Raw genomic sequence first — 24,950 nt, 5'->3', positions numbered from 1 at the left:
AGCCGGGCTACGTAGTCACAGCCGCCTGCTATTCCGTAGCCCGGGTAAGGCGTTCACGCCGCGACCCGGGAAAATCCACATCATTGCGCCGCCGCGTACAGCTCGACGATCTGTTCCTGGTTGGCGGTCCTCGGATTGCTGCGCAAACAAATATCCCCCAGCGCCGCCTGCGCCCATGCGCTGAAGTGTTCAGGTAACGCTCCGGCATCCGAAAGCCGTTTGGTCAGGCCCACTTCGGCAATCAGCTCGCGTACGGCAGCAATTGCGTCGTGGTGATCGGTTTTCTTGCCGGTTAGCGCCCGGCCGATATGGCTAAAGCGTTCGCGGCACACCATGCGGTTAAATTCCATCACCGTCGGCAGCAGCATGGCGTTGGCCTGACCGTGCGGAATGTGCAGCACCGCGCCAGGCTGGTGCGCCATCGCGTGGCATAAGCCCAGACCGGCGCTGGAAAAAGCCATCCCGGCCATGCACGAGGCAAGCAACATGCTTTCGCGCGCAGCGAGGTCGTGGCCGTAGCCCACCGCTTTCGGCAGCGACTGGGCAATCATCGCAATCGCGCCAATCGCCAGGCTGTCGGTGAACGGCATCGCGTTGAGCGCGCTGTAAGCTTCTATGGCATGAGTCAGCGCATCGATACCGGTCATCGCCGTCACGTGAGCAGGAACACCTTCAGTCAGCGCAGCGTCAAGAATCGCCACGTCCGGCATCAGAGAAGCATGCGCCAGCACCTGCTTACGTCCGCTAACCGCATCGATAATCACCGTCACGTTGGTGGTTTCGGAGCCGGTTCCGGCCGTTGTCGGCACCGCAATCAGCGCCAAACGCGGGCGCAATGCGCTGGTTTCGGTCATGGCGCTCAGCGCCTGGTCAGGGTTGGTCACCAGCAGCGCAACCGCTTTTGCCGCGTCCAGCACTGAACCGCCGCCAAAAGCCACTACGCCGTCGCACTGCGATTCACGCAGTTGCGCCACCGCCGCACAAACGTCGGTAATGCACGGCTCACCCAGTGGGCACGGCCAGACGGTCATCGCCACGCCCTTCATCGCCAGACTGCGTTCAAGCCCGGCGGTCATTCCCGCTTGATGCAAAAAACTATCAACCATCACGAACAGATGGCTCAAACCGCGAGTTTGCGCTTCCTGCCCGCAGGTGCTGAGCGCGCCAAGGCCGCACAGCGTGACCGGCGGTACGCTAAAGGTTTTTACGCGTTGCAGATTCAGGGTATCGAATGCCTGAAAGAGCGCCGTCTGCAGTTCAGCTTGCATAGATTCCCTCCGCTTTCTCTCTCCCGCTGTTGGCAATTGCCAGCGGGGTCATAAACAGGCTGTGCTGAGGCAAATGCACCTGCAATTCCGGGAAGCGCTTGCGAAACAGCGCATCCACGCCCGGCTGCATACAGGAGCCGCCCGCCAGCCATAAATCGGCAATTCCCTGCCCTTCAATATGGTGAGCAACAATCTCGGCCATCTTTTCGTATACCGGCTTCACCACCGGCCAGATCTCCTGGGCGTTGCTGCGCTTGTACTGCTCCGCTTCTTCCAGTTGAATACGGCGGTTTCCGGCAAGCGTCAGGGAGATGTGATGACCACCGGTGGCTTCGTCGGCGGAGTACGTCACCTCGCCCCGTTTGACGATAGCGATGCCGGTGGTACCGCCGCCGATATCCACCACGCCCGCATTATCCAGTTGCAGCAGATCCGCCACTGCGGTCGGCTCATCCAGCACGTGGCTGACTTCCAACCCGGCGGACTCCAGCACATTGATCGAAATACGCGGATCGGTGCCCGGCGGAAACGAGGTCGCGGCGTGGGTAAAGCGGCAGCCAAGCTGCTGTTCGAGGGTGTCGAGATGGCGGCGCACGATGGTGACGGCACCGAAGAAATCCCAGACGATGCCGTCACGCACGACGTCAGCCCAGTCCAGGCACACCGCCACTGGCTGCCCTTCGCTGTCGACAACCATCGACACCACGTCGCAGGTGCCTAAATCCACGCCCAGCCACAGCGGTGATTCACTGGCGGCAGGCGTCTGATTACACAGGGCAGCCGCTTTTTGCAGTCTGGGGGTGAGCCAAAGTTGTTCGTCGTGCGCCATCTCTTTCACTCCTTATACGATGCGGAACGCATCCACCAGCACGCAGCGCCGCAGGCGAACAAAGGTGCGCGCACTGGTCACCCCTTCCCCGGTTGGCGTGGTAATGGTCATGGTGGTCCAGCCTTCACCACCCAGTCCAAGCCCGGCAATGCACGGTCCGTTTTTAACGAAAATGCTGGTGTCGATGGCGTTAGCCATCTGGTTCATGTTGTCGATATTGCGCGAGTGCATCGCCGCCGTGTGATGGCAGCCGCCTTCAAGCTGGACCGCCAGGGCGATGGCCTCTTCGACGTTGGCGACCCGCACCACCGGCAGCACCGGCATCATCAGTTCGGTCACCGCAAACGGATGGCTGGCTGAGGTTTCAACGAACAGCAGGCGCGTTTGCTCCGGGACGTTCAGACCGATGGCCGCGGCAATCTTGCCCGCATCGCGCCCGACCCAATCACGACTGACGGTGCCTTTGCCGCGCTCATCGACATTTTTCAGCAGCACCGGCTGGAGCTGCTCGGCCTGAGCGGGAGTCAGTTTCACCGCATGTTGGCCTTCCATCAGGCGCATCAGCTCATCGGCGACGCTATCAACCACAACCAGCACTTTTTCATCGGCGCAGATGATGTTGTTATCAAACGACGCGCCTTTGACGATGGACTGCGCGGCGCGCGCCAGGTCGGCGGTCTCATCAACCACCACCGGCGGGTTACCGGCTCCGGCGGCAATCAGGCGTTTATTGGTATGTTTGCGCGCGGATTCCACCACCGCTTCGCCGCCAGTGACGACCAGCAGGCCGATTCCGGGGTACTTAAACAGCCGCTGGGCAGTTTCGATATCCGGGTTCGCCACGGTGACCAGCAGGTTTGCCGGGCCGCCCGCCGCAACCACCGCCTGATTAAGCAGGCCGATCGCACGCTGAGAAACACCTTTCGCTGCCGGATGCGGCGCAAAGACCACGCTGTTGCCAGCGGCAATCAGGCTGATGGCGTTGTTAATGACGGTTGCGGCCGGGTTGGTGGACGGCGTTACCGAAGCCACCACGCCCCACGGCGCGTTTTCAATCAGCGTCAGGCCGTTATCGCCCGTTAACACCTGCGGGGAAAGGCACTCCACGCCCGGCGTACCGCGCGCCTGAGCGACGTTTTTGGCAAATTTATCTTCGACGCGTCCCATGCCGGTTTCAGTCACGGCAAGTTCCGCTAATTCCTGGGCGTGTTTTTCGCCCGCTTCACGAATGGCATGAATGGCAAGCTGGCGCATCGCCACGCTCTTCAGCCCCTGTTGGGCAACTTTCGCTGCCGCAACGGCGTCATCCAGGGAGGCAAAGACGCCCATTTCATGAACGGCGCCAGCAGGCTGACTGCTGTCTTTCATCTTCAGCAGTACCGCTTTGATGACCTGTTCAATATCCTGTTGATTCATTTTCTTATGCCCTATTTGTGAAAGATCACCTGACCACCAGCCACCGCTTCATCGACGATGCCAATCACGCACAGGTCGACGGGAGAGGATTCACGCGCATGCGCCTGGCGGGCTGAGCTACCGCTAACCAACAGCACCCACTCACCGGGCCCCGCGCCAATATTGTCGATAGCGACGGCGCTCTGCCCGTCGGGATTACCCTGGGCGTCAATCATTTCCACCATCAGCAATTTGTCGTGCGCCAGTCCCTGATGGCGGACGGTACAAACAATTTGTCCTGTGACGATTGCCAGTTTCATATCCGCCTCCGTGGCTTATTTCAGGTAAAGCAGTTCCCTGCCCTCCGTAGAGAGCCAATTGCAAAAGGGAGAACGTGACGCCAGCAGGTGACGTCACAGAGAGCGGTTACAGGTTGCTGCTGTCGCCTTTAAAGCTGATCGGAAACACTTCTTCCAGATCGCCATGCGGACGCGGAATAACGTGTACCGAGACCAGCTCGCCAATGCGCTGCGCCGCTGCGGCACCGGCATCCGTCGCGGCTTTACACGCCGCCACATCGCCACGCACCATGGCAGTACACAGGCCGCCACCGATCTGCTTCACGCCAACCAGCTTCACGCGTGCGGCTTTAACCATTGCGTCAGAAGCCTCGATAAGCGCAACCAGGCCCCGGGTTTCAATCATTCCTAATGCTTCCATTGTGTTTTCCTCTTAATCAAAGGGGGTCCAGAACGGGACCTATACAACGAGTGTTTGCGAGTCGTTTACCCGATTCGCGTCAGTCTGGCGCGGCACGGCTGCCACTAACGCCAGTTCGATAATTTCCTGCACGCTACAACCTCGTGAGAGGTCGTGAAGCGGCGCGGCAAGCCCCTGAATGAGCGGTCCAACGGCGCGATAGCCGCCCAGCCGCTGGGCGATTTTGTAGCCAATATTGCCCGCCTCCAGCGATGGGAAGACCATCACGTTCGCATTGCCTTCAAGCGGGCTGGCGGGCGCTTTTTGCGCGGCGACATCCGGCACGAAAGCGGCATCAAACTGCAGTTCGCCGTCCACCATCAGCTGCGGCGCACGCTGGCGGACGATCTCGGTCGCCTGCTGCACGTTGGCAACATTGGGGTGGCGGGCGCTGCCGTTACTTGAGAAAGACAGCATCGCGACGCGCGGCTCCTCGCCGGTAATAGCTCGCCAGGTATCGGCGCTGGCGATAGCGATATCCGCCAGCTGCGCCGCCGTCGGTTGCGGCACCACGCTGCAATCGGCGAAGCCTAATGCCGGTCCGATGTACTGCGGCAGCATCAGGAAAATCGACGACAGCGTTTTGCAACCCGGCAGCAGGCCAATAATCCGCAATCCGGCGCGCAGCACGTTCGCCGTTGACGAAAGATTGCCAGCAATGCACACATCAGCCTTACCCGCGCTGACCATCGCGGCAGCGAACATCAGCGGGTCATTGAGTTTTTCCAGCGCATCCGGCGGCGTTTTCTCTCCGGCGCGGGCCAGCCAGCGCTCGGCAAACGCTTCGCGCATGGACAGATTGCTATGCGGGTCGATGACCTGAATACCGTCCATCGGCACGCGGTGGCTGAGCGCAAACTGGCGCAGAGCAAACGGACTGGCGACCAGAATCGGCCTTGCCAGCCCCTGCTGTTGCAGGTAGTGCGCGGCCTTCAGCACGCGAACATCCAGCGCGTCCGGAAAGACCACCCGAGCGGGTGAATGCAATGCAAGTTGGCGAGCGCGTTCAATAATCATTGCTCCCCTCCCAGGCGCTGTTGTATTTGGCTAACGGTGAGCGGATGCTTCGTGACGCACAGAATCATCATCACGTAGACGGTACTGGAGAGGCGGTTTAACGCTTGCAGAATGTCCGGGCGCAATACCTCAAAACTGCGGCTAATAAAGACCTGGGCGGCAACCGTTTCTGCCTCACGCACCTTGGTACGCAACAGATTCAGTAGCGCGGTATCCCGCCCGTGGCTGGCTTCCGGCACCAGATGATCGTGGTCGAGATAGCGCAGCGGCTGATGGGAAAGCCGGTGCAGTTCATCTTCGTTCAAGCCGACGATGGACTGCGCAGCCAGCGGTTCATCCATGGCGTCGGCGCGCATAATGTTGCCCAGGCGCGAACGAATATCCGCCAGCCACGGCTGCCACGGTTCTGCCAGTTCGATTTGCAGCCACACCGCCAGTGCGATAGTGCTATCGAGCACCGCGCGAAAACCCAAACGCGGGTCGCTTTTGGCGACCATCTTGTCTGCCGTCAGATGGGTCAGCGTGTCGGGCTTTTTCACCACCGGCTGGCGACACAGCTCGCAGCACGCCTGCGGGTGCGTTTCGCTGCTGGTTAAGCCATGTACCGGCTGCGGCTGCTGTTGCTCATCATCAACAAACAGGCTTCCCTGTTCGTCGATAAACTTGATGCGCAGACGGCGGCTTTCCAGCAGTTCCCGAGCTGATGGCGTCAGGCGAGCATCGGCGGGCAGATGAATCTCTGCTCCTTCGCTGAGCGTGTGGTTTGCTCTGAGCCAGGCTTCGGTGATGAAATCTTTCATAGCGATTGCCAGTTCGCAGGCCAGGCAACGTACAGGAAGCGCACGCTCGACGGAGTGCCGAACTCGATGCTCGAACCTTTCGGGATAAACATCACGTCACCAGCTTTGGCAATCATGGTTTCGCCTTCATGGCGCACGTGCAGCTCGCCCTCCAGCACCATATCAACTTCGTCGTAATTCAGCGTCCACGGGAAAAAAGCGTTTTCCCACTGCATAAACCCGGCGGCCATGCTGCTGCCGTCCTGGTCGGTGACTAAGTCCGTTAAGCCGACGCAGTGCGGTTCAGCACCGTCGAAGCGGCCAAACTTGACGCTGCTACCGTCAATGACTTTTACGCCACCTTTGCCGGTGACCGATTTAAAGCTGGGCTGCATATCGCCCTGCGCCAGCGACTGCTTCTCCTTCATCACCTTGTCCATCAACTGCGCGACCAGACTTTCGGTAAACTGCCCTTCCGGCAGTTGCGCGATGATGGTTTCACGAATGCGCTGGCTTTCGGTTTTCTCCTCTGCCACCGGTGCCGCCACCGCAGGTGTGGATTCATCGCATTCGGTAATGGCGACGCCCAGCAGATCCGCAACTTCACGGGCCTCCGGGGTGATGATGCTGGCGCGCAGAACAACCGATATCTTCTGTTCACCACGTGCGTGGACCGCACGAATATCGTTAGCTGTGATGAGTTTCTTCACCTGCCCCTTCCTCCTTTTGGCTGAGCTCTGTCAGATAATCCACCAGGTGCTGTACGCTTTGCGGGTCGTGGCCGTTGAGTTCAAAAATCGGCTCCTGAAACCCCATTGCGTGAAGTAACCGTCGCGTTGCGGCAACGTCGGCATCCGGCATATCCGTTTTGCTGATTGCGGCGATTTGTCGTTTACTGGTGCCGATATCCAACAGCCCGGCAGGTAAGCGACTCTCTTTGTCATTGGCTGCATGGACATAAATCAGCGTGTCCACATCCTGTAGCGTGGTAATTAACGCGTGATACCAGCGCGGATGACTGAAATATTCCCCTGGCGTGTCGATATCGCCACTTTCATTAAATTCCACGGCCTGCGTTTTCCTGGCGAGGGAATAATTCCCCTGCAACGCGTTAAATAGTGTTGTTTTCCCCGCGCCCACCGTACCGACAAATGCAATACGTTTCATCGCCGCCTCTAATTAGCTTTTTGTTAACTCGCAGAGGGTATAATTTAATAATCTGCCCAGTCCGCTAACCGTTTGCAGTAGCGCCTCTTCTACCGCGCCAACCGAACCATAGATAACCAGCGCGCCGCTAAATCTGTCGAGAAAACCGATATGCACATCGGCGGCCTTCATCGCCAAATCACCAGCGATCATGGCGGTTTCTCCAGGGGTTAAGGTCATAATTCCGATAGCACCGGATTCGGGAACGCCGATCTTTTTTGCCAGTTCCTCGCCAGGGTGCGCAATCAGATGCGCCAGCGTGACCTGCTTTCCTGGTACAAATTCCTGAATGATGCGTTCTTTATCCATGGCTCACTGCTCCGCTAAAATCTGGACTCATGGTGACAAGATTTTGCTGGAGTAAATAACAAAATTCGGCAAGCTGATTTAAAAGGTGAGGTAGATCACTAAGAAAATAAAATAAAAATAAGGGCTAAAAATCAGGGTGAGGTGATTAATTAATGTGGTGAGTGTGTACGCATAAAAAATGCCGCGTGAAGGACTTCACGCGGCATCATCATTATTTTTCAAACTATTCTTTTGTCACCGCTGGAGCCTGGTAGCCGCCCCCCAGCGATTTCATTAGCTGAATATTCTGGATAACCCGCTGGGTGTCCAGGATAAGCAGCGATATCTCTTCCGCCAGAACGGGAAGTCGGGCTTCGGTTGCCTGTAAGCGGCTTCCCAGACCACGTTTAAAGGCGGCCTCAGCGGCAGCCTGCGTATAGCGCATCGCCTCAACCCGATCCAGTTGCATCCCACGTTCTTCATTCAGGGTCTGCAAACGCGTACCGTTAATCGCAACATCGCGCACGGCGTCGAGTACCTGTTGATTATAGCGTTCAATCATCATGTTACTGGCGGCCCGGGTGTGCTGCAGGTTGGCATTGAGACGCCCACCATCGAACAGCGGCAGGCGCAAACCCGGAATGAAGTTAATCTGCTTGCTGGCGCTTTTAAACAGCTGATCGAGATGGATTGCATCGAGGCCAAAGAACGCTTTGATATCGAAACTCGGATAGAACAGCGCGCGAGCGGCATCCACCTGGCTTAGCGATGCCTGCACGTACCAACGCATTGCCTGTAAATCAGGGCGCCTGGCGAGCAATTCATACGATAGCGTTGCTGGAAGACCGGTTTGTATCTGCGGCAAAGCAATCGGCTTAATATCAGGTAAATTGCTGGCACCGGCACCGATCAGCGCCCGCAGCGACTCACGCGTTTCTTTGATTTGCCCTTTTACCGCAGCGATCTGTTTGTCCACCGCCAGCATCTGCGCTCTGGCGCCGTGGTACGGCACCTTCGCTTCCAGCCCGTGGGCGACTTTGCTCTGGTGAGCTTTCACTGCGAAATCAATAACGTCACGAGTTTGTTGCAGCAGATCAAGCATCTGATAGCTGGCCTGTATGCTGTAATAAAGCTGCGCTACGCCAGCGCTGAGAGACAGCTCAACCGCCGCCGTCTCAGCAAGCGCGGCGTTTTGCGCGCCGATGGCCGCCGCCACCGCTGAACGATGCACGCCCCACAGGTCAAGGTCCAGACCGGCAAACAACCCCACCGTCGCTTCAGTGTAGTAAGGGCCATCCATGCCAAGCTTTGGCGCATCCATCGCATAAGGGCTAAGGAAGCCGTTGGCCGAAACCCGTTGCCGGTTGACCATCCCTAATGCGGCAACCTGGAGCCGCGATCCGGCCTCTAACAGATCGGCCTGCGATTGTGCATGCTCTTCGCGCAGTTTCGCCTCAGCCAGCGTATGCGAGCCGGAAAGCGTGCGCTGAATAAGATTGTCCAGCTGCGGATCGTTGAACTGACGCCACCATTGCGCCTGCGGCCACCCCTGGCTGGCGAGATGAATGTCATCGGCCAGTTTGATTTGATCGGGCTGAATAGACTGATGCTGGGCAGAATCTTTGCGTATCAGCGCGCAACCGGTGAGCGCGGTGGTGCTGGCAAGAATGCCGCAAAGTAGTAATCGCGGAAGGTTACTGGTCATAGTTGAGAGACTCCTTGCACCGGCTCTCTGGCTGGCGAGTGATCCGTGTGGGTCCAGTCGGGTAAACGGATCATCTGCTGCATGACGCATTGCTCCAGTTTGTCTAACCCGGATAATTTTTCCAAAGAGGAGGATGAGAGCGCGATATCAGGAGGTGAACTCGTGCCGCTCGTCAGGCCCTGCGCGTATTTTTCTAACGCATCGGCAAAACGGGCCGCTCTCGCCTGCTGCGCTTCATCGTCCAGCATCCCGGCATGCTCCCAGGTCGTTTCCCAGGCATAAAGAATTTCTCGCCCCTGGTGAATAACCTGCTGGCCGTAATTAACCAGCCTGATGCGCTCATCGGCATCCAGATGACGCTCTAATGCCACCCGCTCGCAGATTTCCTCGCAGCTGCTGATGGTTGCCAGAAAACCGATGCGCAGTTGCAAATAGTTGCGCTGAGCCACGGCATCTTGCGGGCGCGGAATACGCATCAGCTTACTGAGCATCCCCAGCGCGCTCGCCAGCTTTTTCGGCAGCACGCCCGCTTCGCTTTCTGGCCAGATGAAGGTGTAGATAATGGCTGAAACCGCAGTGCCAATCAGGATCCCGATGGCACGATCGCGTACTTCAACCAGGTCGTAGATCGGACCGAATGCGTTCTCAAGCGTTGCCAGTGCGAAAGTGACGACCATCTGCGTCCCGATATAGGACGAGCGTTCCGAGCCGGTGGCGATCCACGCGCCAAGCAGAAATATCGGTGTCAGAACGCACAATAATTCAACGATACCGTCTAGCCAGGGCATGATAAAAATCGTCACCAGCAGCGCTAACATTGCGCCACATAGCGCACCGCCAAAACGCAACACCATTTTCTGATACGACGAAGCAACACTGGCATTCGCCACAATAATGCAGGTCAGCATACAGGTGTGGATGCCTTCCCAATCGACGCCGGAATAAAAGACATAGCAAATCATGCATGCCAGCAGCGTTTTCAGGGCATAACGGATATAGACCGGGTTGGTAAACGCATCGGCAGCCATTGACGGCTGCTTCGCTGGCGGGGTTGGCGGCGTGTCGGGAGCCATATGCCCTGGCTGTAGCAACATCTGGCAGAGCGTTTGCAGACCACACGCCTGCGCGACGGCACTCTCGTCAGCGCTGAGATGCCATTCACTACGCCAGGGTTCACCCTGAGCAATCGCATTTTGCAGCCCGGCAATTTCAGCGCGCAGCTTACTGATTAACTCGCCAGTTGCCTTGTCGCCGGGTATGGCCGAAATATCAAAGCGGTTAAGCGTGGCATATATCCAGGTCACCGTTGTGACACATGTCTGCCACCAGGCGCTTCTTGCGCGCCAGTCAGCGTCATCAGCCATGCAAAAGACGTTAAGTTTTTGCAAAGCCAGCGCTTCTTTCTCAATGTTTTTTTCTGCCAGAGGCGGAACGGGCGAAGTCAAATGGCTAACCGCGTCATCCAGCCTTTCGCAAAGCGCCGTACGCATCTGCTGAACTGCCCGGCTGGGAAACCACAAAACGCCGGTCAACACCATCAGCAAGGTGGGATAAAGGCCGACCACGATACACCACAGCGTTAAACGCAGTACGATATCCGGATAATCGAGCATGCCTGGAAAGGTTTGGCCATAGACCGCCACAATGGCAACGGCGAAAAAGACCAGGCCCAGGCGATGGGTGCGCATCATAAACATGCTTCCCAACACAATCAGGCTGGCAATACCCATGCGTAGTAACGGATAGCTGTAGGTCCATTTGTAGATCAGCAGCAGGCTGCAAATCTCAAGCACGGTGGCGACCACAAACAGAATCGCCACAAATTTGGTATAAAAGGCGTTGGACTGAATACCGTAAAACAGCACCGCCAGCGATATTGCCAGGAATGGGATTTCAAAGGTCATTGAAACCAGCACCACCACCAGGCAATTCACCCATAGCAGCATCGTCTGATGGGTCCGCCCTGGACGCCGCTCGCTTAGCTCCTCATGAAAGAATGCCAGCAGCCGGACCCATGACATCGGTAAATAATTGAGGGCGCGCATTATTGCGGCTCGAGCGTTGCGACAGCCGAAGCGCCGATACGAAACATCTCCGCGTCCGGTTTATTCACCATAATTTTCACTGGAAAACGCTGGGCTACGCGGACCCAGTTAATTGAGCGGGATACGTGCGGTAATCCTCCCAGCACAATACCGCCATCATCGGGCAGCACCCCGTAGCCAATCGAATCCACTTTCCCCTGGAAGGTTCTGCCAGAATCGCTCATCAAATGAATAGTCGCGGGAACGCCCGGGCGAATATTTTTTAAATCCGTCTCACGAAAATTAGCGATGACATACCACTGGCGTGTGTCGATCAGGGTAAATACGGGCTTCATTGCTGAAGCAAACTGGCCGACGGACGTTTTCAGAGAAACAATCCGTCCATCAAAAGGTGCGCGAACAATCGTCATATCCAGATAGAGCTTAGTCAGGGCGATATCAGCCTGTACAACCTCACGCTGGGCCACCAGCGCATCAACTCCGCTCACGGCGCTGGCCGCCTGCTGTGCCTGGAGTAAAATAGCATTGAGATCGGCCGCGGCGGCCCGCTGCGCCGTTCTGGCACGGTCAACATCTTCAGCGGAGACAAAGCCTTCGGATAACAGAGGTTCAGTGCGGCGCAATGTATCGCCCGCCTGTTTTGCCGCGGCGCGCGCTTTTGCAACTGCCGCCTGAACGGAATCGGCACCGTATTTTTGCGCATCTACGCTGCGCTGGGTCAGCATAATCTGCTTATCAAGCGCGATGAGCGCGGCTTCCGCCTTCGCCAGATTGGCTTCATACTGGCGTGGATCGATACGAAAAAGCAGCTCCCCCTGCTTGACCGGCTGGTTATCTTTTACCGCCAGCTCGACAATGCGCCCACTGACTTCGGGTACAACGTCAATGGTATCCGCAGCGGCATAGGCATCATTTGTTGATGGCGAACTGTCCACTCGCCAGATCACAAACACCAACACGACCAGCGTCAGTAGTACCAGAATCAAGGCCGGTATTTTTTTACCCGACGATTTTTTCAGTGAACTTTCCATGAGGGCATCTCAACATGAATTAAAAAAATACCAGCCAGAACAGCATGGAGTAGAGGACAAAAAGGCTGGTATACACAATAGCGGGGAATCCCGGCTGTATATTTCTGTAAGTAATCAATCGCCGGGTGAGCAATGTCAGAAGAACGCCCATAATAATGCAAAATAGCCAACCAGGATAATATGCGCCGATAACGGGAATAGCGGGCGACAGGGTACATCCTGTTAATAATATCGCTGGCGTAAGCCAGAAAAATCTTTCTATTTGCGTCACAATACGGGATTTAAATGTTTGCATAATGAAATACATCCTGTTTATTGCGAACAATATCCTGAATGAATGTAAAATATCTTAAGAAGGTAAAAGTATCGCTATCCATTACTGATAGTAAACTCTTTTATCAAATCACCGCATTCATAACTTATATTTCCCATCTATTATTTAATCAAACACATTCAACAAATAAATGATTGGATATTTTAAACAGCTCACAGCCAACTTCTCTCCCCATGATATTACCGCCCTATAGTGCCATAATGGACAATATCGGCATGTATTATTCTGAATTTACGCTTCGGCCTCAATAAATTCTCAGGTGATATGGTTGAATGTTATTACAACCAATAGACGCATTGCCTGCCGCCCGCTCCGAATGAAGTGGCGCAGAGCATCGGAAATAGTTTTTAAGGGTCAGCGTAATATGTCTCAAAATATATCAACCCGTGCTTTTCATGCTATGGCGAAACCCAGCGGATCGGACTGCAACCTGAACTGCGCTTACTGCTTCTATCTCGAAAAACACGCGTTATATGACGATATTCCACAACCTCGTATGAATGATGCAATGCTGGAGCATTATGTCCGCGATTATATTGCCTCATGCGATCCAAAGTCAGAGGTGGCATTCACCTGGCAAGGCGGCGAGCCGACGCTACTGGGACTGGATTTTTACCGTCACGCTGTCGAACTTCAGGTCCAATATGGTGCCGGACGGCAGATCAGCAATAGTTTTCAAACCAACGGCGTGCTGTTAGATGATGAGTGGTGCGAGTTTTTTGTACGCCATAATTTCCTGATTGGCTTATCGCTGGACGGGCCTGAGGATATTCATAACGAATACCGCCTGACGAAGGGTGGCCGTCCAACGCACAAGCTGGTTATGCGTGCTTTAGCCCGGCTTCAGCAGCATGGCGTACAATATAACGTGCTGGCCTGCGTGAATCACAACAGCGCCCGGCAGCCGGAGAAAGTGTACGAATTTCTCGTCGCCAGCGGCATCGAGTTTATTCAGTTCATCCCCGTCGTCGAGCGTCTGGCCGATACGTCATCGCAGCAGTCTGGCCTGACGCTACGCTCGCCCGGCGAAACCTGCGGGACGTTAACATCATGGTCGGTACAACCTGAAGACTATGGTGCATTTCTTTGTCACGTTTTTGACCGCTGGGTTAAGCGTGATGTAGGTAAAATTTATGTCATGAACATTGAGTGGGCATTCGCCAGCTTTGTCGGCGCGCCCGGTGCGGTCTGCCATCACCAGCCAACCTGCGGTCGTTCCGTGGTTGTCGAGCATAATGGCGACGTTTATGCCTGCGATCATTACGTCTACCCGCAATATCATTTAGGAAATATCTGCGAGCAAACCTTTGCAGCAATGTTGGACTCAGCAAAACAGGTTGATTTCGGTAAAGATAAATACGCCACTCTGCCCAATCAGTGCCGTCAGTGTTCGGTACTAAAAGCCTGCTGGGGCGGATGTCCAAAGCATCGTTTTGCGTTAACGGAAGAGGGCAAACCGGGATTGAATTATTTGTGTGTCGGGCTTCACCGCTATTTCCAGCACTTACCGCCATATCTGAAGGCAATGGCCGATCTGATGGCGATGGGCCGCCCGGCCAGCGATATTATGCATGCCCATTTACACCATCGCAGAAAAGAGCAATAAAATAACCGGCTTCATAAGAGGCCGGTTATCCACTAAATACAACTTAGAGTTTAATCTGCACTTTAGGTGGGTATTTTTTCATAATTTCCATATAGTTATGGACTTCATCCTGCAAAGGTACCCCCATCGGGATATGGCGTACGCCGACGCTTTCATCTTCCTGCGGGTTAGTATAGAGGTTAAATATCATCGTCCCCGCCGTTTTCATAATTGCGCCGGTAAACCCGCCCTGATAGCCGGTTTGCGTGAAAGCGAAAGGCTGCTGGATAAGCAGATGATATTTAAATTCATCGATACGAACCGCCGAAAGCTCGCCATTGAGGAAGTAGTGTTCTGCTTTACGGTTTGACTGTCCGTCTTTACCGATAAAGAAAGATGCCTGGTCAACACCATCAATAAAGGTTTTTTCAGGCACCAGCTTCGCCAGCTCCGCGCCCGGATGGCCTGCCAGTGAAAGACTGGTCGGGAACAAATCCGCCAAATCCACAATCCCGTCGGATCTACGCGGTTGGATCATTCCCTTCCAGTAAACAAACGTCGGCACGCGCACCCCGCCCTCCCACGTTGAGCCTTTCGCGCCACGGAACGGCGTGCGGCCATGTGGCGGCACTTCCGCTTCCGGGCCGTTATCGGAGGTGAAGACGATCAGCGTATTATCCAGTTGCCCGCTGGTCTCCAGCGCTTTGTACAGGTTGGCAAAGACGTCATTCATCTCCACCATACAATCGCTGTAGGAAGTACGCGCTGGCGAGCGCCCGGCATAATGGGCATTCGGATAGTTATCAAAATGGCAGCCGCGCGTTCCGTAATACAAGAAGAACGGCTTATCTTTTTTCGCCATGCTGTTGATAAACTCAACGCCGTACTTCATCCAACGCTGGTCCAGATCTTCCATATACTTCGGCGTGATTTCGGCTACAGCTTCCTGCTTGCCTCCGCGTACCGCATGGACATCATTTTTATCGAATGGCAGATTCTGAATATACTGGCTACGGGCAGGACTTAGCGCCACTTCCGGGTTCACATTCGGATCGCGCCATTCGGTGTACATATCGGAGACGGAGTTAAAACCGCGGAAATCGTCAAAACCGACGTTTTGCGGCTGCGATCCGGTATTCTCGCCCATGTGCCATTTACCGATAGCCTGAGTGATATAGCCTTGATCGTGCAGCAGTTGCGGCAGCGTGGTCAGTCCCTCAAGGCCGCCAGGCATACCGTACATTGGCGGCATTAGAATTCCGTGGTGAACGGAGTATTGCCCGGTCATGATCGTCGCACGAGTTGGAGAGGAACTCGGCTGCGAATAAGCCGACGTCAGGACTAATCCCTGATTCGCGACGGCATCGATATCCGGCGTCGGGTTACCGACGGCCTCCCCTCCTCCGTTAAAACCGACATCCATCCAGCCGACATCATCGAGAATGAACACCACAATATTGGGCTTTTTGCCCGTTTTCTTTTCTAACTCGGCCAGTTTCTGCCGCGTATCTTTATCCTGCTCAGGGTGGGACATGACCGGCATCAAGTTGTCAGCAATTTTTGTCGCTGGCGTAACAAGATATTGATTGGGATGGTCGTAACCTGCATGTCCATTTTGGGAAGTCGCAACGGCGGGGGTATCTGCCGCGCTGGCGGTAAATGGGATCGCTGCGGCAATAGCGATTGCAAGCAGCCTCGGAGAAAATGCTAATTCCATAAAGATAAGCTCCCTAATTTTTTGTTCCCCAAAGGGGATGAGACAATAGCCACGCTAAATAATAACTTTAGCCATACCTACGTCATGACTCGCTGGTTATTTTTGAATTCAATGCGGCTAATACAATCACACTTAACATTATTGGCAACGCATTGGAAATCATCATAATCCCAGCCACACCACTTCAATACTAACCCGATGTCATCTTTGTAAATGCTATTAAGTTGGCAATTCTGCTCAACCATTAACACAATCATCAAAATAGTGAATAAAATCATTTCATACCCTGTATGAATAGTCCGTTTTAAACCTGAGCACGTACTTCACAATTAATTGTATTTAAATAAATTTCATTTCCAGACACAACTCACACCTTTCATATGAAATACAAAAACAATATAATCAATGAATATATCATTAAAACTTCCTTACAAAGAATCCGATAAAAGACCATTTCACAAGAAATGAAAAACAAATTAAAGAGATGAATTCCCTGTTATCTAATAAATAAAAGACGGGATGATTAATGTCGCGCATTGATAAAATCAAGATTTGAATAATGATAAAATCAAAGAAAACGAGAAGTGAAGTAAAGTAAAGGTGCGGGAGAGTTCCCGCACCTTTATATATTACAGCGGCTGAGTTTGTGCTTCGACAACCGCCAGTGCGACCATATTAACAATGCGGCGTACCGAGGCAATAGGCGTCAGAATATGAACGGGTTTCGCCACGCCCATTAACACCGGACCGACGGTGACGCCTTCGGAGCTGGAGACGCGAAGTAGGTTGTAACTAATACGCGCCGCTTCCATATTCGGCATCACCAGGATATTCGCCGAGCCTTTCAGCGGGCTGTCCGGCATCCTGTCGTTACGAATGCTTTCCACCAGCGCAGCATCACCGTGCATTTCACCATCGATCATCAAATCCGGCGCACGCGCTTTCACCAGCTCCAGCGCCTGGCGCATTTTGCTGGCGGACGGGCAATCCGACGAGCCGAAGTTCGAGTGCGACAACAGAGCTACCCGCGGTTCAATGCCAAAACGGCGCACGCTCTCCGCCGCCATCAGCGCAATTTCAGCAATCTGCTCTGGTGACGGGTCGTGGTTAACATAGGTATCGGCAATAAAAGTGTTGCCGCTCGGCAGCAGCAGCGCGTTCATCGCTCCGGCGGTATGAACACCATCACGGTAGCCAAACAACGGCTTAATGACGTGGAAATGCTCGTGGTAATCACCAATGGTGCCACAAATCATTCCGTCCGCTTCTCCACGCTGTACCATAATTGCGCCGATGGCGGTGGTGTTGCTGATCATCTCACGCTGCGCCTGCTCTTGCGTAATACCGTTGCGTTTCATCAGGCCGTAGTATTCCTGCCAGTACTCTTTAAAACGCGGATCGGACTCGTTGTTGACGATTTCAAAATCGACACCCGGTTTAATCTGCAGGCCCAGCTTTTGAACGCGCATCTCAATCACGCTCGGACGACCAATCAGAATTGGCTTTGCCAGCCCCAGCGTCACCAGCTCCTGCGTCGCGTGCAGCACGCGGTTATCTTCACCTTCCGCCAGCACGATACGCTTCGGCTCTTTACGCGCCTGCGAGAAAATCGGCTTCATAAACAGGTTGGTTTTGTAGACGAACTCGCTCAGTTTCTCGACGTAGGCATCAAAATCGGCAATCGGACGCGTGGCAACGCCGGAGTCCATCGCTGCTTTCGCCACCGCTGGCGCGATCTTGACGATCAGGCGCGGGTCGAACGGTTTCGGAATGATGTATTCCGCACCGAAGCTCAAATCCTGATCGCCGTAGGCTGAAGCTACAACTTCGCTCTGCTCGGCGTGAGCCAGCTCGGCAATCGCGTTTACTGCCGCCAGCTTCATCTCTTCGTTAATCGCCGTCGCGCCGACGTCCAGCGCCCCACGGAAGATGAACGGGAAGCACAATACGTTGTTAACCTGGTTCGGATAGTCAGAGCGGCCAGTGCAAATAATGGCGTCGGGGCGCACCTCTTTCGCCAGCGGCGGCAGAATCTCCGGCTCCGGGTTGGCCAGCGCCAGAATCATCGGCGCGCGGGCCATCTTCTTGACCATCTCCTGAGTCAGCACTTTCGGGCCCGAACAGCCAAGGAAAATATCCGCCTCCTCAATCACGTCATCCAGCGTGCGTTTACCGCTGTCTTCCACCGCGTAAGCCGCTTTGGTTTCCGCCATGTTCGGCTCGCGGCCTTTGTAGATAACCCCTTTCGAGTCGCACACCACGATGTTGTGCTTCTGCATCCCCAGCGCCACCAGCAGGTTCATACAGGCAATCGCCGCCGCGCCTGCGCCGGAAACCACCATTCGCACATCGGAGATGTTTTTCTCTACCACTCGCAGGCCGTTAAGGATTGCGGCGGTACTGATAATCGCCGTGCCGTGCTGATCGTCATGGAAGACGGGAATATTCATGCGCTCGCGCAGTTTTTGCTCGATGTAGAAGCACTCCGGCGCTTTGATATCTTCCAGGTTAATGCCGCCAAAGGTCGGCTCCAGAGCCGCAACGACGTTGATAAATTTGTCCGGGTCCAGTTCATCGACCTCAATATCGAAAACATCGATACCGGCGAATTTTTTAAACAGAACGCCCTTGCCTTCCATCACCGGCTTACCGGCCAGTGCACCGATATTGCCAAGACCCAGAACCGCCGTGCCGTTAGAGACCACCGCAACAAGGTTGCCACGCGCGGTATATTTGTAGGCCGCCAGCGGATCTTTTTCGATTTCCAGACACGGGGCGGCAACGCCCGGCGAGTAGGCCAGAGCCAGGTCACGCTGAGTCGCGAGCGGTTTAGTCGGGGAAACCTGGATTTTTCCGGGAACAGGGAATTCATGGAAGTCGAGGGCGCTTTGTTTTAACTGCTCATCCATTTTATCTTTCCTTTCACATATCGATCGTAGGGGTGAAGCGTAATGGCGTATCGGATGTTCACCCTAAAGGGCCACCTAGTATCTCGCCTGACGGCTTCGTAAACTTTGAACACCGCCAAACTCTCGCCAAAACAAAGTTATATTTGTTATCGATTTATAATGTTTATGTAACTTAGTTTCGGAAGCAATGATAGTCCCGTCTGCTATGCTTTTTAGTTATGCACTTCATCAACCTCTCTATCCTAAGCCAATAAAAACTCACGCAACGTATTGTTTCAGGAGCACATTATGTCCCGAAGAGAACTTGCCAACGCGATTCGCGCCCTGAGTATGGATGCTGTTCAGAAAGCCAATTCCGGCCATCCCGGCGCCCCAATGGGTATGGCGGATATTGCCGAGGTGCTGTGGAATGATTTTCTCAAGCACAACCCCGAAAACCCGCAGTGGTACGACCGTGACCGCTTTATTTTGTCTAACGGTCATGCTTCGATGCTGCTTTACAGCCTGTTGCATCTGACGGGCTATGACTTACCCATTGCGGAGTTGAAAAACTTCCGTCAACTGCACTCAAAAACCCCAGGCCATCCGGAAATTGGCTATACCCCAGGCGTTGAAACCACCACCGGGCCGCTGGGTCAGGGGCTGGCGAATGCCGTTGGTCTGGCGATCGCCGAACGCACGCTGGCCGCGCAGTTTAATCAGCCGGGGCACGAGATTGTCGATCACTTCACTTATGTTTTTATGGGAGATGGTTGCCTGATGGAGGGGATCTCCCACGAGGTGTGCTCGCTGGCAGGCACGCTGGGATTAGGCAAGCTGATCGGCTTCTACGATCACAACGGCATCTCCATTGATGGCGAAGTTAAAGGCTGGTTTACCGATGACACGGCAAAACGCTTCGAAGCCTACCACTGGCATGTGGTGCATGAAATCGACGGCCACGATCCGGAAGCGGTGAAAAAAGCTATTCTGGAAGCCCAGAGCGTGAAAGATAAACCGTCGCTGATTATCTGCCGGACGGTGATTGGCTTTGGTTCGCCAAATAAAGCTGGCAAAGAAGAGGCCCACGGCGCGGCGCTGGGCGAACAGGAAGTGGCGCTGGCGCGGCAGAAACTAGGTTGGCACCATCCCGCTTTTGAAATCCCCAAAGAAATTTACCGCGCCTGGGACGCCCGCGAAAAAGGCGAAAAGGCGCAGAAAAACTGGCAAGAGAAGTTTGCCGCATACCAAAAATCCTGGCCGGACCTGGCGGCCGAGTTTACGCGTCGCATGAGCGGCGGTCTGCCTGACTCCTGGAATGAAACTACGCAGAAATATATTGCCGACCTACAGGCCAATCCGGCAAAAATCGCCACCCGTAAAGCATCACAAAACACCCTAAATATTTACGGCCCGATGCTGCCGGAACTGCTCGGTGGTTCGGCGGATCTCGCGCCAAGTAACCTGACCATCTGGAAAGGTTCTACCTCGCTAAAAGAAGATCTGGCGGGCAACTACATTCACTACGGGGTGCGCGAATTCGGCATGACCGCCATTGCCAACGGCATCGCGCATCACGGCGGGTTTGTCCCCTATACCGCCACCTTCCTGATGTTTGTCGAGTATGCCCGCAACGCGGCGCGGATGGCGGCGCTGATGAAAGCGCGGCAAATCATGGTTTATACCCACGACTCCATTGGACTTGGGGAAGATGGCCCAACTCACCAGGCGGTGGAACAGCTTGCCAGCCTGCGCCTGACGCCGAATTTCAGCACCTGGCGACCGTGCGATCAGGTGGAAGCCGCAGTAGCGTGGAAACTGGCGGTAGAGCGTCACAACGGACCGACTGCGCTCATTCTCTCACGACAAAATTTGACGCAGATGGCGCGCACGCCGGAGCAGGTGCAGAATATTGCGCGCGGCGGATACATACTGAAGGACGCCGGCGGCAAGCCGGATCTAATCCTGATCGCCACCGGTTCGGAAGTGGAGATTACCGTGCTGGCAGCGGAGAAGCTGCTCGCCAACGGGGTGAATGTTCGTGTCGTCTCCCTGCCGTCAACCGATGTGTTTGATACCCAGGACGAGGCGTATCGGGAATCGGTCCTGCCATCGGGCGTAGAAGCTCGCGTCGCCGTCGAGGCCGGGATCGCCGACTACTGGTATAAATACGTCGGCTTAAAAGGCAAGGTTGTCGGTATGACCGGCTTTGGCGAATCGGCCCCGGCGGATGACCTCTTCCCGTTCTTCGGCTTTACCGTTGATCATATCGTCAGCGTGGCGGATGAATTACAGAACGGGTTTCACCGTTGAGTATCTTGTCAGCGTGGCGGCTGCGCAACTGAACGGGTAACCCATAAAGTGGGCCAGGCGTCTGGCCCCTGCCAGTTATCGCATTGCGGCTGCCGGGCGTAGCGCACAAGGCTAAACCGCTGGCCGTCATAGCGCCAGCGCGTTTGCGTCCCGCAGTCGCCGGGCGCACGCCCTTTATCCAGCGTCACCAGTTCCTGGTGCCGATCGTCATAGCTGGCGTTAACCAGCTCAATCGCGCGGGGCGCATCGCCGGGGGGCTGGAAAGGCAGTGTCAGGCGTAGCGGGCGGGCAATAAATGGACGCTGGCGCGACACCAGCCAGGCCAACCAGATGGTGTTGTAAGCGCCCGCTTCACAGCTGGTCATCAGCAGAACTTTATCGTCGGTCAGCGCGGCAACCCGTACCTCGCGGCGAAACGGGTCCAGTGAACAGGCGCTGTTATTCATTCGTTCGTTACCGTAATCCATCAGATCGTTAAGCTCATCACGGCTGAGGGGCGATTGCGTCATATCCACTTTCGCTACCGTCCGCAGCGCAGGCGCTGGCGGAACGCTGAGCGGCGGCTCTTCTCCCTTACCAATCCACGCTGTTTCGCTACCCACCCGCTTTTGTCGGTTATCAATAAACAACAAAGCAGCCTTCAGTCCCTGCAGAGAAATCTTCTGCAGGCCATTTTCGAGGGTAATCGCCTGCGCTTCCTGCACTTGTTGCAGGAAGGCATTAATGGTGGCGCTATCGTCAGTTTTAAGGAGTTTATCGGCAATCTGCCAGTGTTCATCGCCCAACGTCAGGGACTGACCGTCGAGGAGAAGACGAGGCGCAATCGGCGCCAGGGTAGCAACCGGGTTGCCCACGCCGCCAAGTTCGATGCGCAGGCTGGCATTGGTGGCCGCTCCGGCGCTGCGAGTGAGGGTCATTACCAGCCCATGATGTAGCCCAACGTTGCGGGCGACGCAGAAGTTTTGATTATTGCAGGTTACCATCCAGTCGCTAAAGAGCTGTTGCGCCGGTGCCGCCCACGCCGACGAAGTCGGCAGCAAACCGAAAAGCAGGAACAAAATAACCCGATACAACATGAGCGGCACGACCCCGGTGAGAACACGATTAACAGCGGTTATGTTCACCAGCGGCGAGCTTTTACTCAATCGGATTTATCAGATATCCCGCGTCATCAGCCCGGAAGTTTGCAAATATTGCAGGAGGATCACTGCTTTGCCATCACGTATTTCCCCATTCGCCACCATCTCCAGCGCCTGGCTGAAAGGCAGCTCAAGCACGTCAATCTCTTCATCATCAACCCCGCCGCCATCGTTAGCCCGCTGGGCATCGCTGTATTCAGCGATAAAGAAGTGGATAAGCTCGGTGACGCCACCGGGGGACATATACAGCTCGAACAGTTTACGAACTTCGCCGACCTCAAAGCCGGTCTCTTCGATAGCTTCTTTGCGCACGCACACTTCTGGCTCGTCGTTATCCAACAGCCCAGCGCAGGTCTCAATCAACATGCCGTCTTCATTGCCGTTTACCCAGGTCGCGACGCGAAACTGGCGCACCAGGACCACGCTCTGCTTGCGGCGGTTATAGAGCATGATGGTAGCACCGTTGCCGCGGTCATAGACCTCACGTTTATGGCGAACCACGCTGCCGTCGCTACGCGTCAGCTCGTAGGTCATATTGCGTAAAACGAACCAGTTTTCGGAGAGAATTTTATCTTTGATAACGTTGATATTGAGTGACATACGGGCCCCACGGCATGAAATAACGTCGCCATACTACGCCGTGGGACCTGCTTTGTCGTTAGTGAAGAGGAATCGATTTAACGTCGAGGAAATCCATGATCCCCTGCGCCGCGTGGCGGCCTTCGGCCATCGCGGTCACCACCAGATCGGCACCGCGCACCGCATCACCGCCAGCAAACACCTTGCGATGGGTGGTCTGGTAACGATAGCGGCTTTCGACATTGGCTTTGATTCGTCCGCGACTATCGAGCTGTACGCCGACCGACTCCAGCCACGGCATACCGTGCGGATGGAAACCAAAGGCCATAATCACCGCATCAGCGGGCATGACGAATTCACTCCCTGGGATCGGTGATGGGCTACGACGCCCCTGGGCATCCGGTGCGCCAAGCTGAGTACGCAGGAAGCGCACGCCGTTGACGTTACCTTCAGCATCCAGTTCCAGCGTTACCGGCTGAACATTGAACTCAAACATCGCGCCCTCTTCGCGCGCGTTTTTGACCTCTTTTTTCGAGCCTGGCATGTTGGCTTCATCACGACGATAGGCACAGGTCACCTGCTTCGCACCGTGACGCAGCGCGGTTCGCACGCAGTCCATCGCCGTATCGCCCCCACCCAGCACGACCACGTTCAGGCCTTCTGTGTTGACGTAAGGCTCTTCCGGCAGCTCCAGAAGCCCCATCACCTGCTTGGTGTTGGCGATCAGGAATGGCAGCGCATCGTACACGCCGGGGGCGTCTTCATTGGGCAGATCCGCCTTCATTGAACGGTAGGTTCCGGCACCAATAAACACCGCATCATAGTCCTCAAGCAGCGCAGTCAGCGGGATATCTTTGCCTATCTCGCAGTTCAGCTCAAAGCGTACGCCCATCTGGGTAAAGATTTCGCGCCGCCGGGCAAGGAGTGATTTATCCAGCTTAAATGCCGGAATACCAAAGGTTAGCAGGCCGCCGATTTCCGGATGGCGGTCAAACACTACCGGCTGCACACCGTTGCGCACCAGGCGGTCGGCACAAGCAAGCCCCGCAGGACCGGCACCAATAATCGCCACCCGCTTGCCGCTTTCGACGACCTGAGAGAGATCCGGTCGCCAGCCGCTGGCCAGCGCCTGATCGGAAATATAGCGCTCAATATTGCCGATAGTGACCGAACCGTGCTCATCGCGCAGCGTACAGGCCCCTTCGCACAGGCGATCTTGCGGACAAACGCGGCCAGTGATTTCCGGCAGGCAGTTGGTTTGATGAGAAAGCTCCACGGCTGCTGAGATATCGCCCTCTTTCACTCGCTCAATCCACTGCGGAATATGGTTATGCAGCGGACAGGTCCATTCGCAAATACTGTTTTCTCCGCACTTCAGGCAGCGTTCCGCCTCGCGGTTGGCCTGGCCGGCGCTGAACGGCAGATAGATCTCAGAAAAGTTGGCTTTGCGCGCTTCAGCGGACAGCTTGTCAGGCTCACCGCGCGATGGCGTGGCGGCCATCTGGGCAACCTTTCCGCCCGAACACGGCGATGCTACTGCGCCCGGGTGGCTATGCCACGGCTGCGCTTCCAGACGCGCTGCGCGCTGACGCCGCTGTCTTGCCAGATTTAACAGCGTGTTGTCCGTCGCCAGCTGTAATGCTTGTGCCGGGCAGTTTTGCACGCAGGCGGGCCCCTCTTCACGACCATTACACAAATCGCATTTGTGCGCTGTCGCTTTAAATTTTCCCTCCTGTACTGGGGTAAGAACGATTTGCATCACGCCAAACGGGCAGGCAACCATACAGGATTTGCAACCGATGCATTTCTCCTGATTAACCTGCACGCTGCCGTTAAGCTGACTGATTGCGCCATTTGGACAGCTCCGGGCGCAAGGAGCTCCTTCACAATGGTGACATGTTACTGCGTTACGTTTTTGCTCGCTTTTGATAACCGTAATACGCGGCAAGAAACGCTGCGGGGTCAATACATGCTGCTCATCGTTGTGCGCCATGACGCAGGCAACTTCACAAGCCTGGCATCCGATGCACTTATGACTATCGCTTAAAATAAAGTGGTTCATGACATCCTTCA

At 55.2% G+C, this 24,950-nt stretch carries 20 protein-coding genes and 1 pseudogene; 2 read left to right on the top strand and 19 right to left on the bottom strand.

The features are described from left to right. Positions 1–80: 80 nt before the first annotated feature. The 14 genes from eutG to HV213_RS08550 form a co-directional block, all read right to left on the bottom strand. On the bottom strand, positions 81–1,268 hold the full coding sequence (eutG, locus tag HV213_RS08615; protein ID WP_181485376.1) for an ethanolamine utilization ethanol dehydrogenase EutG: 1,188 nt from the start codon (positions 1,266–1,268) through the stop codon (positions 81–83). Beyond that, complete coding sequence (eutJ, locus tag HV213_RS08610) at positions 1,258–2,097, bottom strand: ethanolamine utilization protein EutJ (RefSeq protein ID WP_181485375.1); 840 nt, start codon at positions 2,095–2,097, stop codon at positions 1,258–1,260. Before eutJ ends, eutG begins: the two co-directional genes overlap by 11 nt. A 12-nt stretch (positions 2,098–2,109) precedes the next feature. After that, positions 2,110–3,513 carry an aldehyde dehydrogenase family protein gene (locus HV213_RS08605; RefSeq protein ID WP_181485374.1) on the bottom strand — a complete coding sequence of 468 codons (1,404 nt, stop codon included), beginning with the start codon at positions 3,511–3,513 and terminating at the stop codon, positions 2,110–2,112. An 11-nt stretch (positions 3,514–3,524) separates the two neighbouring features. Next, on the bottom strand, positions 3,525–3,812 hold the full coding sequence (gene eutN / locus HV213_RS08600) for an ethanolamine utilization microcompartment protein EutN (RefSeq protein WP_110272173.1): 288 nt from the start codon (positions 3,810–3,812) through the stop codon (positions 3,525–3,527). A gap of 106 nt (positions 3,813–3,918) precedes the next feature. Further along, positions 3,919–4,212, bottom strand: coding sequence for an ethanolamine utilization microcompartment protein EutM (eutM, locus tag HV213_RS08595; protein ID WP_110272172.1), 294 nt, complete (start codon positions 4,210–4,212; stop codon positions 3,919–3,921). Positions 4,213–4,251: 39 nt separating this feature from the next. Beyond that, entirely contained in the window at positions 4,252–5,268 is a 1,017-nt protein-coding gene (pta, locus tag HV213_RS08590) for a phosphate acetyltransferase (RefSeq protein ID WP_181485373.1), read from the bottom strand. Next, positions 5,265–6,068 (bottom strand): ethanolamine utilization cob(I)yrinic acid a,c-diamide adenosyltransferase EutT, encoded by an 804-nt coding sequence (gene eutT, locus HV213_RS08585; protein WP_181485372.1) that lies wholly within the window; start codon positions 6,066–6,068, stop codon positions 5,265–5,267. Before eutT ends, pta begins: the two co-directional genes overlap by 4 nt. Then, positions 6,065–6,757, bottom strand: a complete 693-nt coding sequence (eutQ, locus tag HV213_RS08580; RefSeq protein ID WP_181485371.1) for an ethanolamine utilization acetate kinase EutQ — start codon at positions 6,755–6,757, stop codon at positions 6,065–6,067. Before eutQ ends, eutT begins: the two co-directional genes overlap by 4 nt. Further along, positions 6,735–7,214, bottom strand: coding sequence for an ethanolamine utilization acetate kinase EutP (gene eutP / locus HV213_RS08575; RefSeq protein ID WP_110272168.1), 480 nt, complete (start codon positions 7,212–7,214; stop codon positions 6,735–6,737). The genes eutQ and eutP overlap by 23 nt, the downstream gene beginning before the upstream one ends. A 12-nt stretch (positions 7,215–7,226) precedes the next feature. After that, positions 7,227–7,562: an ethanolamine utilization microcompartment protein EutS gene (gene eutS, locus HV213_RS08570; protein WP_110272167.1), complete on the bottom strand. Its 336-nt coding sequence runs from the start codon at positions 7,560–7,562 to the stop codon at positions 7,227–7,229. A gap of 223 nt (positions 7,563–7,785) precedes the next feature. Continuing rightward, positions 7,786–9,246, bottom strand: coding sequence for an MdtP family multidrug efflux transporter outer membrane subunit (locus HV213_RS08565; RefSeq protein ID WP_181485370.1), 1,461 nt, complete (start codon positions 9,244–9,246; stop codon positions 7,786–7,788). Continuing rightward, the gene (gene mdtO, locus HV213_RS08560) at positions 9,243–11,291 is read right to left on the bottom strand and encodes a multidrug efflux transporter permease subunit MdtO (protein WP_181485369.1); all 2,049 of its coding nucleotides are present in this window, start codon (positions 11,289–11,291) and stop codon (positions 9,243–9,245) included. The genes HV213_RS08565 and mdtO overlap by 4 nt, the downstream gene beginning before the upstream one ends. After that, positions 11,291–12,322, bottom strand: coding sequence for a multidrug transporter subunit MdtN (mdtN, locus tag HV213_RS08555; RefSeq protein ID WP_181485368.1), 1,032 nt, complete (start codon positions 12,320–12,322; stop codon positions 11,291–11,293). Before mdtN ends, mdtO begins: the two co-directional genes overlap by 1 nt. Before the next feature lie 19 nt (positions 12,323–12,341). Continuing rightward, positions 12,342–12,617 (bottom strand): YtcA family lipoprotein, encoded by a 276-nt coding sequence (locus tag HV213_RS08550; RefSeq protein WP_181485367.1) that lies wholly within the window; start codon positions 12,615–12,617, stop codon positions 12,342–12,344. A gap of 403 nt (positions 12,618–13,020) precedes the next feature. On the opposite strand from HV213_RS08550, the gene HV213_RS08545 reads away from it, so the two are divergent. Then, a complete protein-coding gene (locus HV213_RS08545) occupies positions 13,021–14,262 on the top strand; it encodes an anaerobic sulfatase maturase (RefSeq protein ID WP_181485366.1) in 1,242 nt (413 codons plus the stop codon). A gap of 43 nt (positions 14,263–14,305) precedes the next feature. On the opposite strand, the gene HV213_RS08540 is transcribed toward HV213_RS08545, so the two are convergent. Both HV213_RS08540 and maeB read right to left on the bottom strand, forming a co-directional pair. Further along, a complete protein-coding gene (locus tag HV213_RS08540) occupies positions 14,306–15,958 on the bottom strand; it encodes a sulfatase-like hydrolase/transferase (protein WP_181485365.1) in 1,653 nt (550 codons plus the stop codon). A 629-nt stretch (positions 15,959–16,587) separates the two neighbouring features. Further along, on the bottom strand, positions 16,588–18,867 hold the full coding sequence (gene maeB / locus HV213_RS08535) for an NADP-dependent oxaloacetate-decarboxylating malate dehydrogenase (RefSeq protein WP_181485364.1): 2,280 nt from the start codon (positions 18,865–18,867) through the stop codon (positions 16,588–16,590). Between the two features lie 288 nt (positions 18,868–19,155). On the opposite strand from maeB, the gene tkt reads away from it, so the two are divergent. Further along, positions 19,156–21,159 carry a transketolase gene (tkt, locus tag HV213_RS08530; RefSeq protein ID WP_181485363.1) on the top strand — a complete coding sequence of 668 codons (2,004 nt, stop codon included), beginning with the start codon at positions 19,156–19,158 and terminating at the stop codon, positions 21,157–21,159. An 8-nt stretch (positions 21,160–21,167) separates the two neighbouring features. Here the strand turns inward: tkt and HV213_RS08525 are convergent, their stop codons facing one another. From HV213_RS08525 to aegA, 3 genes and pseudogenes are all read right to left on the bottom strand, one after another. Beyond that, the gene (locus HV213_RS08525) at positions 21,168–22,235 is read right to left on the bottom strand and encodes a DUF1176 domain-containing protein (protein WP_181485362.1); all 1,068 of its coding nucleotides are present in this window, start codon (positions 22,233–22,235) and stop codon (positions 21,168–21,170) included. Between the two features lie 65 nt (positions 22,236–22,300). Beyond that, a pseudogene (gene nudK, locus HV213_RS08520) lies at positions 22,301–22,898 on the bottom strand (GDP-mannose pyrophosphatase NudK). A gap of 58 nt (positions 22,899–22,956) precedes the next feature. Then, positions 22,957–24,939 carry a formate-dependent uric acid utilization protein AegA gene (gene aegA / locus HV213_RS08515; RefSeq protein ID WP_181485360.1) on the bottom strand — a complete coding sequence of 661 codons (1,983 nt, stop codon included), beginning with the start codon at positions 24,937–24,939 and terminating at the stop codon, positions 22,957–22,959. Between the last annotated feature and the right edge of the window lie 11 nt (positions 24,940–24,950).

The sequence above is a fragment of the Klebsiella sp. RHBSTW-00484 genome (assembly GCF_013705725.1).
Lineage (GTDB): Bacteria > Pseudomonadota > Gammaproteobacteria > Enterobacterales > Enterobacteriaceae > Klebsiella.
The sequence above is the reverse complement of the archived record's forward strand: the minus strand, read 5'-3'. Positions and strand labels throughout refer to the sequence as shown.

Bases quoted from the DNA above. Each gene is read 5' to 3' on its own strand.
- aegA (WP_181485360.1), bottom strand. From the start codon at position 24,939: ATGAACCACTTTATTTTAAGCGATAGTCATAAGTGCATCGGATGCCAG.
- eutJ (WP_181485375.1), bottom strand. From the start codon at position 2,097: ATGGCGCACGACGAACAACTTTGGCTCACCCCCAGACTGCAAAAAGCG.
- HV213_RS08605 (WP_181485374.1), bottom strand. From the start codon at position 3,513: ATGAATCAACAGGATATTGAACAGGTCATCAAAGCGGTACTGCTGAAG.
- tkt (WP_181485363.1), top strand. From the start codon at position 19,156: ATGTCCCGAAGAGAACTTGCCAACGCGATTCGCGCCCTGAGTATGGAT.
- eutT (WP_181485372.1), bottom strand. From the start codon at position 6,068: ATGAAAGATTTCATCACCGAAGCCTGGCTCAGAGCAAACCACACGCTC.
- mdtN (WP_181485368.1), bottom strand. From the start codon at position 12,322: ATGGAAAGTTCACTGAAAAAATCGTCGGGTAAAAAAATACCGGCCTTG.
- eutM (WP_110272172.1), bottom strand. From the start codon at position 4,212: ATGGAAGCATTAGGAATGATTGAAACCCGGGGCCTGGTTGCGCTTATC.
- eutP (WP_110272168.1), bottom strand. From the start codon at position 7,214: ATGAAACGTATTGCATTTGTCGGTACGGTGGGCGCGGGGAAAACAACA.
- eutG (WP_181485376.1), bottom strand. From the start codon at position 1,268: ATGCAAGCTGAACTGCAGACGGCGCTCTTTCAGGCATTCGATACCCTG.
- HV213_RS08525 (WP_181485362.1), bottom strand. From the start codon at position 22,235: ATGTTGTATCGGGTTATTTTGTTCCTGCTTTTCGGTTTGCTGCCGACT.
- maeB (WP_181485364.1), bottom strand. From the start codon at position 18,867: ATGGATGAGCAGTTAAAACAAAGCGCCCTCGACTTCCATGAATTCCCT.
- HV213_RS08540 (WP_181485365.1), bottom strand. From the start codon at position 15,958: ATGGAATTAGCATTTTCTCCGAGGCTGCTTGCAATCGCTATTGCCGCA.
- pta (WP_181485373.1), bottom strand. From the start codon at position 5,268: ATGATTATTGAACGCGCTCGCCAACTTGCATTGCATTCACCCGCTCGG.
- eutS (WP_110272167.1), bottom strand. From the start codon at position 7,562: ATGGATAAAGAACGCATCATTCAGGAATTTGTACCAGGAAAGCAGGTC.
- HV213_RS08565 (WP_181485370.1), bottom strand. From the start codon at position 9,246: ATGACCAGTAACCTTCCGCGATTACTACTTTGCGGCATTCTTGCCAGC.
- eutN (WP_110272173.1), bottom strand. From the start codon at position 3,812: ATGAAACTGGCAATCGTCACAGGACAAATTGTTTGTACCGTCCGCCAT.
- HV213_RS08545 (WP_181485366.1), top strand. From the start codon at position 13,021: ATGTCTCAAAATATATCAACCCGTGCTTTTCATGCTATGGCGAAACCC.
- mdtO (WP_181485369.1), bottom strand. From the start codon at position 11,291: ATGCGCGCCCTCAATTATTTACCGATGTCATGGGTCCGGCTGCTGGCA.
- HV213_RS08550 (WP_181485367.1), bottom strand. From the start codon at position 12,617: ATGCAAACATTTAAATCCCGTATTGTGACGCAAATAGAAAGATTTTTC.